Source organism: Paenibacillus sp. O199, assembly GCF_001636635.1.
Lineage (GTDB): Bacteria > Bacillota > Bacilli > Paenibacillales > Paenibacillaceae > Paenibacillus > Paenibacillus marchantiae.
The window spans coordinates 17,146-28,924 of record NZ_LGRP01000017.1; the positions used below are offsets into that span (position 1 = coordinate 17,146).

The 11,779-nt window shown below is 48.7% G+C and carries 17 protein-coding genes; 15 read left to right on the forward strand and 2 right to left on the reverse strand.

Going from position 1 to position 11,779, the window contains the following annotated elements:
* Positions 1 to 11: 11 nt before the first annotated feature.
* Positions 12 to 344, forward strand: coding sequence for a DUF3024 domain-containing protein (locus A6049_RS21705; protein WP_063566654.1), 333 nt, complete (start codon positions 12 to 14; stop codon positions 342 to 344).
* A gap of 45 nt (positions 345 to 389) precedes the next feature.
* Positions 390 to 1,334: a GTP cyclohydrolase FolE2 gene (gene folE2, locus A6049_RS21710; RefSeq protein ID WP_063566655.1), complete on the forward strand. Its 945-nt coding sequence runs from the start codon at positions 390 to 392 to the stop codon at positions 1,332 to 1,334.
* Positions 1,335 to 1,471: 137 nt separating this feature from the next.
* On the opposite strand, the gene A6049_RS21715 is transcribed toward folE2, so the two are convergent.
* Positions 1,472 to 2,530: a substrate-binding domain-containing protein gene (locus A6049_RS21715; protein ID WP_063566656.1), complete on the reverse strand. Its 1,059-nt coding sequence runs from the start codon at positions 2,528 to 2,530 to the stop codon at positions 1,472 to 1,474.
* A 263-nt stretch (positions 2,531 to 2,793) separates the two neighbouring features.
* Between A6049_RS21715 and modA the strand changes: the two genes are divergently transcribed.
* Positions 2,794 to 3,666, forward strand: a complete 873-nt coding sequence (gene modA, locus A6049_RS21720) for a molybdate ABC transporter substrate-binding protein (RefSeq protein WP_063566657.1) — start codon at positions 2,794 to 2,796, stop codon at positions 3,664 to 3,666.
* On the forward strand, positions 3,663 to 4,346 hold the full coding sequence (gene modB / locus A6049_RS21725) for a molybdate ABC transporter permease subunit (protein WP_170867947.1): 684 nt from the start codon (positions 3,663 to 3,665) through the stop codon (positions 4,344 to 4,346). Before modA ends, modB begins: the two co-directional genes overlap by 4 nt.
* A 143-nt stretch (positions 4,347 to 4,489) precedes the next feature.
* Here the strand turns inward: modB and A6049_RS21730 are convergent, their stop codons facing one another.
* The gene (locus tag A6049_RS21730) at positions 4,490 to 5,026 is read right to left on the reverse strand and encodes a GNAT family N-acetyltransferase (protein WP_063566658.1); all 537 of its coding nucleotides are present in this window, start codon (positions 5,024 to 5,026) and stop codon (positions 4,490 to 4,492) included.
* A gap of 265 nt (positions 5,027 to 5,291) precedes the next feature.
* On the opposite strand from A6049_RS21730, the gene A6049_RS21735 reads away from it, so the two are divergent.
* The 11 genes from A6049_RS21735 (at position 5,292) to A6049_RS21780 (ending at position 11,752) form a co-directional block, all read left to right on the forward strand.
* Positions 5,292 to 5,621, forward strand: a complete 330-nt coding sequence (locus tag A6049_RS21735; protein WP_063566659.1) for a hypothetical protein — start codon at positions 5,292 to 5,294, stop codon at positions 5,619 to 5,621.
* Between the two features lie 294 nt (positions 5,622 to 5,915).
* Entirely contained in the window at positions 5,916 to 6,755 is an 840-nt protein-coding gene (locus tag A6049_RS21740; RefSeq protein WP_063566660.1) for a transporter substrate-binding domain-containing protein, read from the forward strand.
* Between the two features lie 26 nt (positions 6,756 to 6,781).
* The gene (locus A6049_RS21745; RefSeq protein WP_063566661.1) at positions 6,782 to 7,525 is read left to right on the forward strand and encodes an amino acid ABC transporter permease; all 744 of its coding nucleotides are present in this window, start codon (positions 6,782 to 6,784) and stop codon (positions 7,523 to 7,525) included.
* A 4-nt stretch (positions 7,526 to 7,529) separates the two neighbouring features.
* On the forward strand, positions 7,530 to 8,240 hold the full coding sequence (locus A6049_RS21750; RefSeq protein WP_063566662.1) for an amino acid ABC transporter permease: 711 nt from the start codon (positions 7,530 to 7,532) through the stop codon (positions 8,238 to 8,240).
* Positions 8,237 to 8,989: an amino acid ABC transporter ATP-binding protein gene (locus A6049_RS21755; protein ID WP_063566663.1), complete on the forward strand. Its 753-nt coding sequence runs from the start codon at positions 8,237 to 8,239 to the stop codon at positions 8,987 to 8,989. The genes A6049_RS21750 and A6049_RS21755 overlap by 4 nt, the downstream gene beginning before the upstream one ends.
* A 121-nt stretch (positions 8,990 to 9,110) precedes the next feature.
* Complete coding sequence (locus A6049_RS21760; RefSeq protein WP_063566664.1) at positions 9,111 to 9,398, forward strand: hypothetical protein; 288 nt, start codon at positions 9,111 to 9,113, stop codon at positions 9,396 to 9,398.
* Positions 9,399 to 9,421: 23 nt separating this feature from the next.
* On the forward strand, positions 9,422 to 9,760 hold the full coding sequence (locus A6049_RS21765; protein WP_063566731.1) for an alpha-helical endospore appendage domain-containing protein: 339 nt from the start codon (positions 9,422 to 9,424) through the stop codon (positions 9,758 to 9,760).
* A complete protein-coding gene (locus A6049_RS21770) occupies positions 9,757 to 10,056 on the forward strand; it encodes a hypothetical protein (protein ID WP_063566665.1) in 300 nt (99 codons plus the stop codon). The genes A6049_RS21765 and A6049_RS21770 overlap by 4 nt, the downstream gene beginning before the upstream one ends.
* A 1-nt stretch (position 10,057) precedes the next feature.
* Positions 10,058 to 10,399: a hypothetical protein gene (locus A6049_RS21775; protein ID WP_063566666.1), complete on the forward strand. Its 342-nt coding sequence runs from the start codon at positions 10,058 to 10,060 to the stop codon at positions 10,397 to 10,399.
* Positions 10,400 to 10,421: 22 nt separating this feature from the next.
* A complete protein-coding gene (locus A6049_RS32990) occupies positions 10,422 to 10,601 on the forward strand; it encodes a hypothetical protein (protein WP_139295735.1) in 180 nt (59 codons plus the stop codon).
* Positions 10,602 to 10,657: 56 nt separating this feature from the next.
* Complete coding sequence (locus tag A6049_RS21780; RefSeq protein WP_063566667.1) at positions 10,658 to 11,752, forward strand: CgeB family protein; 1,095 nt, start codon at positions 10,658 to 10,660, stop codon at positions 11,750 to 11,752.
* The last annotated feature ends 27 nt before the right edge of the window (positions 11,753 to 11,779 follow it).

The window sequence follows — 11,779 nt, forward strand, 5'->3', positions numbered from 1 at the left end:
GTGTGATCTCCATGCTGGACTCGTTTACCATTCGGAGAATTCAATCGGTGATGAACGGTTATATCCATGAGAAGGTCCCGGCACCACTGCGCACCATGGTGAAATTAACGTATGAGATGAATGACAATGAACTGATTTTGACCGAAGAAAGGCCCGCTGAAGAACGATATCAATGGGAAAAACTGCATATTTCCCGATTTTACTGGGAAGAGAATCAGTGGAAGGTATATGCCAAAGACGGACACAGTAGCTGGAATGTGGTAGACGTTATTGAGCCTTGTCCTGATTTTGAAGATCTGCTAGAGCAGGTTGAGCGGGACGAAGCGGGTCTGTTCTGGCGCTGAATGCGCGGTTTTTAACGCAAATATGTGCTGGAGGGAGGATTTGTAATGCAAAAGGTACAACAGAATAACAGGATTAGCCGAGTAGTGAACGATTCTTTTATCATACCGGATAAAGCTGAGCGCTTGCGGTTATTCGGCTCCGTTGATCCCATACAGGGAGATAAGCCTGTACGGAAAGAAGAGATGCAAGATTTGCAGAATAGCAAAAATGATTTTCTATTTGAGCTGCAGCAAGTCGGTATTGATCAGGTGAAGTATCCTTTGGATGTCATTTCGGCCAAAGATCCCGTTCGATTGTCCAGCATCGGAACGTTCCGGCTGACGACTTCGCTGGATCGCGAATCGAAAGGCATTAACATGAGCCGCTTGATGGAGCAGCTTCAGCACAGTCGCGGTGAAGGGTTAAGTGACCGGATTCCGGTTCTCGTTGCGCTGACGCAGCAGATGGCCGAACAGATGAATCAGGCGAAGGCAGAGCTGAAAGTGACCTATCCCTGGTTCTACGAACGAACCGCCCCCGTAACCGGTTTGTCTGGACTAAATCATTCTTTGGCTACGGTTCATGTCATCTGGGAAGCTGGAAAATCTCCTGTTCTGAGAACAGGTTTACATATACAGGTCACGACGTTATGCCCATGTTCAAAGGAGATCAGCGAATTTAGCGCGCACAACCAGCGGGGGTTATTGCGTATCCAGGTCCAAGCCAACCCGGGAGAAGCGCTGCCGGGCTATTGGAAGGAAGAGCTGTTGAATGTGGCCGAATCCAATGCAAGTAGCTGTCTTTACCCCATACTCAAAAGGCCTGATGAGAAACGGGTCACGGAACGTGCATATGAGAACCCGCGATTTGTGGAAGATATCGTCAGGCTGGTGGCGGCAGATCTGTATGAGAAGCACTGGGTAAATAAATTTAAGGTAGACTGCAAAAATGAAGAGTCCATTCATCAACATGATGCCGTAGCTCGTATCGTATATGACAAGTCGAGATAACGATAGTGTGAGGGATAAGGAATTCATTTATATCACTTTACAATATGAAGAGAAAACAGAAGAACCACCGTCAGAGCTTCAGCGGCGGTTCTTCTGTTTTTTTTAGTGATCCTATGAGCAATCCAAGTGCCATTGCACTAGACTTCATACAAAATTTCACCCGTTCGGGATACATCATATCCCTCAAATGATTGCAGTTCCTGCCTGAATGCCGGTGATTGCAGAATGCGCAGTACCGATTCGATCCACGCTTCGTTCCCTTGTTTCTTCAGCATGACCAGATCGTAACGTTCCTGAACAAGTGGAATAAAATCAACCTGACCGACAAGTCGTGCAGCCTTCTCGCTGCCGATCCCTACATCGGCTTCACCGGAACTGACCTTGGCAGCTACACCCATGTGACTGGTTTCTTCCACGTCATACCCAATCAGCTGGGAAGCAGGGATACCATGCAGACGCAATTGTTCATCCAGTAATACACGTGCACCCGACCCTTTCTCCCGGTTAGCCAATCGCAGCTCAGGCTGCTTCAGATCTGTCCAGTTTTGCAAGCCCCGCGGGTTACCTCGTTGCACATACAGCCCGGCAGGCCGTGTTAGCAGATTCACGACGACATATGACCAGCCAATCAGGATTTTGCGAATGTAGGGCAGATTATATTCTCCTGTATCTCCATCCAGCAGATGGGTACTGACCAGATCGGATTCCCCACGGTACATGGAGATCAAGCCGTCGAGACTGCCCATGAACGAACGCAGTGGACGAATATCCCGTGTGTGCTTTTCCATATATCGCATGAGAATATCGAGGCTGACATCCTGTCCTGTAATGACCAGATGACGGGCCGAATGCGCTGTCGAAGGGTTGCTCGTCATGGAGCTTGAAGCTGCGAATGTCCCTCTGGATAGAGGTGAAGCACTTGTAGCGGAATGAACAGCATGATTGGTCGGATCACTTCCCGTCCCGGAATAAGACTCAGAAGGGGGAACTGAATCCACAGCGGCCCGGTGCGTTGGCGATTGAAGCTGCTTGGAGCGCTGTTTATAAGCCTCCAGATCGGTGGCGTCAACACGCATTTGTTTGCCGACGCGATAAGCGACGAGGTCTCCCTTTTTAATCAGATCGTAGACCGTTAGTTTGGATATTTTGAGTAGCTTGGATATTTCTTCGGTGGTATAGGATTGCTCCTCCGTCATCAGTGAAGATCCTCCTTCAAGGTGCAGATCATATAACGTTTCGTTTCATCAACGCTCATCGTCCCGGATAAACGCTGGGGTCTCTTGTACTATACCATTAACAGCCAAAGGGGATAAACTCGCCCATCACAATTCAGCTATCGATGGCTTGCCCATCAACAGACACGTCAAAGACTACCTTCCTATTTCAATGATCTTATGTATAATGAAATATAATTAATTATATCTAGTTATAACTAAACATAACATCGGGGGAGAAGTAGATGAAAAAGAGTATTGGATATGTGTTGGGGAGTATGTCACTTGGAATGGCTCTCGTATTGGCCGGTTGTGGTGCAAGCACAGACAGTAAAGATACATCCACAGCAATGGAACAAACGGGTACAACACCAGCGACATCAGGTGAGAGTTCAACGGCTGGGGCAACAGATCCTCAGGAAAAGGTGGAGCTAACGATCTCAGCGGCAGCCAGTCTCACGGATGCCATGAAGGAAATTGAAACGAACTTTGAAGCCGCGAATCCCAATGTGGAGCTTAACTTCAACTTTGGTGCATCCGGTGCATTACAACAGCAAATTGAACAAGGCGCGCCAGCAGATGTTTTTGTATCGGCTGCGACCAAAAATATGAACGCGCTCGTGGATGAGAAGCTGATTGCATCCGGTGATCAGAAGAATTTGCTCCAAAATTCATTGGTAGCCATCATTCCAGCGGATCGTTCAGATACCGTAACAAGCGAAAAGGATCTGACGGCTGATTCTATCAAGACCGTAGCGATTGGTATACCGGAAAGTGTGCCTGCAGGAACCTATGCGAAGGAAGCACTGACCAATGCCAAACTGTGGGATCAGTTGGAAGGTAAGCTTGTACAGGGCAAGGATGTCAGACAGGTTCTGCAATATGTAGAAACAGGCAATGCGGATGCGGGGTTTGTGTACAAAACGGATGCACTCACTTCTGATCAGGTGAAAATTGCTTTTGAAGTGGACAAGAACAGCTATACACCAGCCAATTATCCAGTAGGGATTATTGAAGGTACGAAGCACCGGACAGAAGCAGAACAATTCTACACGTATTTGCAAACGCCTGAAGTGCTTGATGTATTTGCTAAATACGGGTTCTCCATTCCGAAATGAATGTGAGCGCAATAGACTGGGCGGTATTCTGGCCACCGGTTCGTCTTTCTCTTCAAGTTGCGTTGCTGTCCAGTGTGATCGCAGCAGTGTTTGGCATCGCTGTGGCCTGGAAGATGTCGCGTACCTCGTTCCGTGGCAAAATTTTTCTGGAAACGGCATTTATGCTTCCGCTTGTGCTTCCGCCGACCGTGGTCGGATTCATCTTACTCGTGTTACTGGGGCGTAAGAGCCTGCTCGGACAGTGGATTGAAGCCATCTTTTCCGCACCTGTCATTTTCTCCTGGTGGGCTGCCGTGATTGCCTCGGTGGTGGTGGCTTTCCCATTGGTATATCAGACGATGAAATCCGGCTTTAGCGGGATTGATAAGGATCTGGAAGATGCAGGCCGCTCCATCGGAGCGAATGAATGGCAGGTATTTCGTTATATCTCACTTCCGCTTGCAGGGAGAGCGTTGATGACAGCGTTCATCCTGGGTTTCGCTCGTGCACTGGGGGAATTCGGCGCCACACTCATGATCGCAGGTAATATTCCGGGCAAAACGCAAACCGTACCCACTGCGATCTATGTTGCTGTGGATTCGGGCAATCAGACAATGGCCTGGATGTGGACCGGCTCTATTATTATCATTTCGTTTATCATGCTGCTCTTAACCAGACAGCCGCGCGACGGGAAGGCATAATGTGGGCTATATAAAATGAAAGCGATAAGGATTAGCATTCAAAAACCCGCTCAAGGAATCTTTCCTCGGAGCGGGTTTTCATTTACACAGGCCGCGTATATCGTATATCATGTATGTTTACGTTCATCCAAGCCGCTATTTGTTCAGCCTGTCTGAACAGAAGGCGTCTTATAACGGGAAGGATCGAGTGTTTTGACCATAAATACAATCTCTTCCTGCCGTTCAGGTGTCTGTACTGTTTTGTGATGAAAGGGTTCATATCCCCGCCGTTCATACATGGGAGCAAGCCAGGGATGGCGGGTCGCCGTTGCCAGAAATACGGCAGGAGCATCAAGCTTCTGTAGAATGATATGTTGCTCAACCCAATCCAATAGTTTAGAGCCATAGCCCTGGCTTTTATGGGCCGGACTTACCGCGAACCAGCGGATGAAAGGATAGGGGCTGATGGCTTGCCGCTGTACATCTTCGGCTCGATCAAGGGTAACCGTGGCAATGATTTCTCCGGCTTTTTCAAGAATATAGCATTCATGCTGTACAATATTATTCTGTATAACTTCCAGTGTAGCGTGTCCGGCTGGAAAAGGAATGTTCAGGGCCCGAATCGTTTCATAGGCATCAACGGTAACAGCCTGCAATTGTTCGGCATCTTCAAGTGTTGCCAATCGGTATTGTTCGGTCATGGTCGATCAATCCCTTCTATGAAAATTAACTATTCCAACCTGTTAAGTTGGTTTAATATTTTGGTGTTATTTTATCATGAAATTCATGGTTGGAATATAATTCTCGAATCAGATCTGTCTATAAGCCCATCGAAAGCTTCTATATGTAAAAATGACAAAACTTTTTCCAATTTTACTCGTTTCAGGACTCGCCTAAACCATGCTCTATCCTGTAAAATAGAACTAACTGATTCCAGCCAAGAACTGAAATAAGGAGAGACGACTAATGAATACGAAACCTGATTGCGGTATATCGTTGCAAATCGACGACTATCTGGATCTTTTGCATTTTGCCATCCAAATCGAGGATCAGGAATGGCAGCAGTCCCTTATCCACCAGCTCAAAATATTTCAGCCGGAAGCGGAGCAGCGCACACCTGAAGAAGAATTATGGATGAGATTTGATTATATCAACAGTAAACTAACAGGTCTCTGCCACCAGATTCACGCGGCCCATTCAACGGATGAACGCAAGAAGTTTGAAGAACGAATCGGACTCTTGCAACTGCAGCGTATAGAAGTAGCTCGTAAAATTAAATGGGCTAGTCGCAGATAGATGCGTATTTGAATTTAATATGATCTGCAATTGAAGAAGCGATCCCCAGCCTGGTTGGGGGATCGCTTCTTTTGGTTTACTTTTGGATCAGGGAACGGGTGAAGCATAGAGAAGTTCTATAACGTTATCAGGATGTCCTATTAACATATATATTGCCTAGGTATGACATACGATGCTATTCTTTGTTCAACCTAATTCCGACTATACAAGTGTGAATGGTTAGTTAAATCAAAGATGAGGAATGGGAGTACACATCATATTGGCTGAAATAACAGCCTGTGGAGGAGATCGGGAATGGTTAATCAATGGGGGATTCAGAAATTCCGGACAGCATTGCTGTTCATTACTATGTTGGTGGTACTGGCGGGTTGCAGTTCAGGCAATGCATCGAATGAATCGGATTCCGCATCTGCGTCCGGTCAAGATAAAGTGAAGAAGATCATTGTGGGTACAGGTACTCAATTCCCGAATGTTTGCTTTATTGATGAGAATGGCAAGCTGACGGGGTACGATGTAGAACTGATCCGCGAGATTGATAAACGATTGCCTGAATATGAATTCGAGTTCAGTACAATGGAATTTAAAAACCTGCTGCTTAGTCTTGAAACGAAGAAAATAGACCTGATCGCTCACCAAATGGAAGTGAATGAAGAGAGACAGGCCAAGTTCCTTTTTAATGACGAGGCATATAACATTTTCCCTAATAAAATCGTTGTAAGCGAGAAAAACCAGGATGTAAAATCCATCGAGGATCTGAAAGGTAAAAAACTGATTGTTGGCGCTACGAGTAATGCGGCTGTACTGGCTGAGAAATGGAATGCAGCGAATGGAAATGCCATCGACATTGTGTATTCCGGAGCAGGAGAAGATACGAATACCCAGATCAAAACAGGCCGGGTGGATGCAACCATCAGCACGCAGTTTGCCATCGATTATCAAAATAAAGTGGTGGATGCACAGTTAAAGACTGTGGGAGAGGCTCTGTCCAACTCCAAAGTGTATTTCATTCTGAACAAGGATGAGGAAGAACTCAAAACAAAAATTGATGAAGCGCTCAAATCAATCAAGGAAGATGGAACATTGAGCAAATTGAGCACAGAGTGGCTGGGAGCCGACTACACGGTTGAGGAATAGTTCGTTGAGAAAGGTGAGCGACGGTTATGGGTAAATCATTCGATCTGTCATTGGTTCTGGATTTCGTCCCTGAACTGCTGCGATATTTGCATATTACACTGATTGTACTGGGCGGTTCCATTGTGTTCGGTTTGGTGGGCGGTGTACTTCTGGCGGTTCCGAGGTTATACCGGATTCCGGTGCTGAGCCAGCTCGCCACCCTGTACGTCTCTTTCATGCGGGGCACACCGATTCTCATCAAGTTGTTTCTGGTCTACTACGGATTACCTGAATTGCTCAAGCCTATAGGAGTCGATCTGTCCAGGACCGATCCGCTGGTATTTGTCATCGTGACTTATGCGTTAAGTGATGCAGCGTCCTTTGCGGAAATCTTTCGCGGAGCTGTACGCAGTGTGGACAAGGGTCAGACGGAAGCGGCTTATGCTGCGGGCTTGACCACGTTTCAGTCGTTTCGGCGCATTGTGGTTCCGCAGGCGCTCATCGTTGCTTTTCCAAATATGGCGAATACGTTGATTGGTTCGTTAAAGGATACGTCACTTGCTTTCTCGATTGGGGTCATGGACATGGTGGGCAGGGGGCAAACGCTGATCTCGGCTACATCGCATGCACTTGAAGTGTATATCAGTCTGTCGATTGTTTACTATGTTATCGTGCTTGTACTTGAAAAAGGGTTTGCTATCGCAGAGCGCAGACTCCAGCGTCACGAACGTAAGAAAGAAGTCCCTGGGCCAGTGGTTAGAGCTGAACGCCTGAAACGAATAGCGGGGTGAGCGAATGTCTATTGATTTCAACTTTATCTACACATCTTTTTTCCAGATTCTAAAGGCATTGCCACTAACACTCGTCATTACGATTGTACCGTTGATCGCAGGCTTTGGCATTGGTCTGGTTACTGCTTTAATTCGAATCTATAAGGTTCCCTGGGTCTACCGGATCGCTGATTTCTATGTTTCGTTTTTTCGGGGGACACCGATGCTGATGCACTTGTTTCTAATCTATTACGGGATTCCGTTGATCATCGACAAGCTTGCAGCCCGGTACGGCTGGGCCTTTCAGTCTTCCTCCATCCCGATTCTGGTGTTCGTGCTCATCGCCTTCTCGTTGACTGCCGGATCTTATATGTCCGAGATTATCCGTTCCGGTATTCTTGCAGTGGACACTGGGCAGATGGAAGCTGCACATGCCGTGGGCATGAGTACCTCCCAGGCAATGAGACGCATTATTTTACCGCAGGCGGTGGGTGCGGTTCTGCCGAATCTGTGCAGTATGTTTGTTGGTTTCCTGCATGGATCAACACTCGCGTTTACCGTATCACAGATGGATATTCTCGGGAAAGCGGATGTGGTGGCTTCGGTCAGTCTGAAATTTCTGGAGGCTTTCATTGCTGCCGCATTGATCTATTGGGGTCTGACGGTGATTGTCGAACGGATTACAGCTTTGCTGGAACGCAGAGTTGCCGTGTACAGCAAAGGAGGGGTGTCATGATATCACTGACGAATATACACAAATCTTTTGGTCAGCAGGAAGTGTTGAAAGGTATTGATCTGACTGTGGAGCAGGGGGATGTTGTTGCCATTCTTGGACCGAGCGGGTCCGGCAAAACGACATTGCTGCGCTGTGTGAATTTTCTTGAACGTGCCGATGAGGGCAAGGTACAGATCAGCGGATTAACCGTAGACTGCAAGCATGCCCGCAAACATGACATTGTGCAGTTGCGGCGAAAAACGGCGATGGTGTTCCAGCACTATAACCTGTTCAAACATAAAACGGTACTGGATAACGTAACGGAAGGATTAATCGTCGCTCAGAAAATGTCCAAAGCCGATGCTCGTGAACGAGCCTTGCGTGTACTTGAACAAGTGGGCCTGTCCACCAAAATTAATGAGTATCCCAGCATGCTGTCAGGTGGACAACAGCAGCGGGTAGGCATTGCTCGGGCGCTGGCACTGAATCCAGAGGTAATTCTTTTCGATGAACCAACCTCGGCGCTTGATCCTGAACTTGTAGGTGAGGTGCTGTCGGTCATTCGATCGATTGCCCAGGAGGGTATCACCATGATTGTTGTCACCCATGAAATGGGTTTTGCCCGCGAGGTGGCAAATCGAGTTGTATTCATGGATGGGGGTTCCGTAGTGGAAGAAGGAACACCGGAGGAAGTATTTGCGCGGCCCAAACAGGAACGTACCCGCCAATTCCTCAGCCGGTACTCATCCGATTGGAGTTACGTCATCTGACGATATAGGCGCAAGCTGGAGTAACTGACGATCCCGGCCCGGCATATGCTGTAGCAGGCAAATGCTGATAGGCCGGGTTTTTCTATGGGTGAAGCAGGCCGTGACGGTAAGGAGGAGGACCATGCAGAGCAAAATCGATGAAATACTCACACATATTGCACATTCTCACCAGCAGGTTGCACGTGTACTGGATGCCAAACGTCAAGTCGCTGTGCGCATGTCTGAAATCATCAATCATTTGCCGGATATCGAACCGGAGCTGGATGGCGTTGACGGTCTGCTGGATAGCTCGGGACAAATCAACAAAAGCATCATCTCCTATTTGGGAGGCCTGGCAGACTTGGAAGAAGCCGTAGCCGAAACGCTGACTCAGGTGATGCGGGAGATGGCGGGTCAAGAGGAAGAATAAGCCCGGAAGGCGGGTGAATGGACATGAGCAGAGAACAAAGTCTCATACTGATGCTGGATGCAGCAGCCAAGATGCAGTGGAATATTGCCCTGATTTTGGAGGCCAAGGCGATTGAAGCCGAGAAGGTAAGGAACTGGGCGTTAAATCATTTGAATGGTGAGTCTTTTCTGACGCATAGCGATCAGGTGGCAGAGCCACTCAAAATGCATGATCAACTGGTGGAAATACTAGAAGGATTGACCCGAATGGAAACCGGATTATGCAACAACCTGAAGGCCATCATGGTGCAGAACGATGGTGAAGAAGGCGGCATGGATGGTGGCATGTTTGGCGGCATGGATATGGGGGATCTCGGAAAATGAGTCTGTTGCGGCGTGAGCAGGAAGCGAAACTGTCCCTCATTGAGTCCATTGCACACAGTCAGCAGGCGCTCGCCCGCATTCTGGACAGTGTGGCCAGCGTGTCTGCCCACTCGGAAGTATCCGCCCGCAGTCTGGCCGAGAACATTCGTTTGCTAAGCCGTTATCAAGAGGAGATGTCCCGGATGGTTACGGGGATAAGGCTGGCCCGAATCCAGCATGGGGAGCCTGGTGTGCCATGGCTCAAAGACCCTGGATATGCGATACGCATGGTCCGGAACATACAGGAGGAATGTTGACATGTTAAAGAAGAAAAAAATACGTCTGAGAACCAAAAGAGCTTTGCTTGCTCGCGGGGCCCGTCTGCGTAAAATCCGTAAACTGCGTGCGGTCAAAGGCAAACGTGTGCTTCACAAACGTACCCTCAAAGGACGCAGTGCGTGGCTCAAAAAAAAGAAACGTGCGGTACGACGGCACCGGAGTGTGAAGCCCGCACAACCTGTCGTCCCGGCTACCCCTACCGATCCGAACCCGGACAGCGCGTACAGCCAGGGGTACAACGAGGCGTACAACGAAGGATTCAACGCGGGTTTCGCCAAGGGATTCGAGGACGGACATCAGTTGGCTTACAAAGCGCAATAACAGAGTAGGTGTACATTTTCGGATGACTATAGATGCATGTCCAGTGTATGACGATTGCCCGGGGGGACGGATCCCTCCGGGTTATTTGTATCGCTGCAAAAGCGGACATGCCCGTGCAGGCGGTTGTGGAGGGCAGACGCCAATTTTGCGCCTTGCAGGACACCCGTCCATGATGCATCTGACCCCGGGGCATATCCTTTAGAGGGAACACCAATCTCGGGGAGAATCTGAAAGTGGGATCTCCTGAAGGAAGACAGGGTGAAGGATGTGGCAAAACGACGACACCGGCCGCCTACAGAAGCGGAGATAGCTTACCGTGGCGGATATGCAGAAGGCCGCAGATTTGGCGGCTGTCAGGCCATGATGGAGCGAGTGCAGATGTTTGAGCCGACCGTGCGGAATATGAAAGTGCTGTACATTCCGCAAGGATTCGATGCCATCGATGAAGGCGTCATTGGAGCCTTGCAGCAATCTGTTCGTGAATGTGTTGTCGGATCGCCGGCAAACATGCTGCAGGAAGCCAGCCAGCACATGCCCGATCTGGTGCTGGTCATGAATGGACTACACGTATTTCCTCCCGATCATCTGGAACAGGTGAATGGCATAAGGGGACTTGGAATACGAACAGCAGTATGGTTTGTGGATGACCCGTATTTTACCGAAGATACGACAACCATCTGTCAGCATTACGATGTCGTGTTCACGCATGAGGAAGCGGCCGTGCCGTTCTATACTGCACATGGAGCAGGTCGGGTGATCTATATGCCGCTGGCAGTGAACCCGGGAATGTTTCAACCAAGGCGTACGGCGCCGCAGCATCAGTATGACATTTGTTTTATCGGCACCGGATTCTGGAACCGAATTGCACTGTTCGATGAGCTGGCTCCTTTTCTGGCGGACAAAAAGGTATTCATTGCCGGCAGCCAGTGGAACCGGCTGAAACGCTCCGACATCCTGGGCCGATTCATCCATGAAGGCTGGATTGATCCTGGAGCGACAGTGGATTATTACAATGGCGCCAAAATCGTGATTAACGTACACCGGACTTGCGAGAATGGGGAAGACAATCGCAATACGCATCATCTCCAAGGCCATTCCATTAATCCGCGGACGTATGAGATCAGCGCCTGTGGCACGATGCAGATAACGGATGCACGCAATGATCTGCCACGTTACTACCGGCCTGGATATGACATCGAGACCTTTACAACCGCGGCTGAACTTCAGCGCAAAATCAAATATTATCTGCACCATGAAGAGGAACGGCGAGCCCTGGCTTGGCGAGGGCTGCTTACCACACTGAACCAGCATACGTTCACTCGTCGTATTGCTCAGCTGCTGGAGCACGTGTAAATTCTCTTTCTGCAGGGCAACAGCGTT

Coding starts and splice junctions, on each gene's coding strand:
- A6049_RS21705 (WP_063566654.1), top strand. CDS start 12: ATGCTGGACTCGTTTACCATTCGGAGAATTCAATCGGTGATGAACGGT.
- A6049_RS21735 (WP_063566659.1), top strand. CDS start 5,292: ATGAATACGAAACCTGATTGCGGTATATCGTTGCAAATCGACGACTAT.
- A6049_RS21760 (WP_063566664.1), top strand. CDS start 9,111: ATGCAGAGCAAAATCGATGAAATACTCACACATATTGCACATTCTCAC.
- A6049_RS21750 (WP_063566662.1), top strand. CDS start 7,530: ATGTCTATTGATTTCAACTTTATCTACACATCTTTTTTCCAGATTCTA.
- A6049_RS21740 (WP_063566660.1), top strand. CDS start 5,916: ATGGTTAATCAATGGGGGATTCAGAAATTCCGGACAGCATTGCTGTTC.
- A6049_RS21765 (WP_063566731.1), top strand. CDS start 9,422: ATGAGCAGAGAACAAAGTCTCATACTGATGCTGGATGCAGCAGCCAAG.
- folE2 (WP_063566655.1), top strand. CDS start 390: ATGCAAAAGGTACAACAGAATAACAGGATTAGCCGAGTAGTGAACGAT.
- A6049_RS21745 (WP_063566661.1), top strand. CDS start 6,782: ATGGGTAAATCATTCGATCTGTCATTGGTTCTGGATTTCGTCCCTGAA.
- modB (WP_170867947.1), top strand. CDS start 3,663: ATGAATGTGAGCGCAATAGACTGGGCGGTATTCTGGCCACCGGTTCGT.
- A6049_RS21770 (WP_063566665.1), top strand. CDS start 9,757: ATGAGTCTGTTGCGGCGTGAGCAGGAAGCGAAACTGTCCCTCATTGAG.
- A6049_RS21775 (WP_063566666.1), top strand. CDS start 10,058: ATGTTAAAGAAGAAAAAAATACGTCTGAGAACCAAAAGAGCTTTGCTT.
- modA (WP_063566657.1), top strand. CDS start 2,794: ATGAAAAAGAGTATTGGATATGTGTTGGGGAGTATGTCACTTGGAATG.
- A6049_RS21755 (WP_063566663.1), top strand. CDS start 8,237: ATGATATCACTGACGAATATACACAAATCTTTTGGTCAGCAGGAAGTG.
- A6049_RS21715 (WP_063566656.1), bottom strand. CDS start 2,530: ATGACGGAGGAGCAATCCTATACCACCGAAGAAATATCCAAGCTACTC.
- A6049_RS21730 (WP_063566658.1), bottom strand. CDS start 5,026: ATGACCGAACAATACCGATTGGCAACACTTGAAGATGCCGAACAATTG.
- A6049_RS32990 (WP_139295735.1), top strand. CDS start 10,422: ATGACTATAGATGCATGTCCAGTGTATGACGATTGCCCGGGGGGACGG.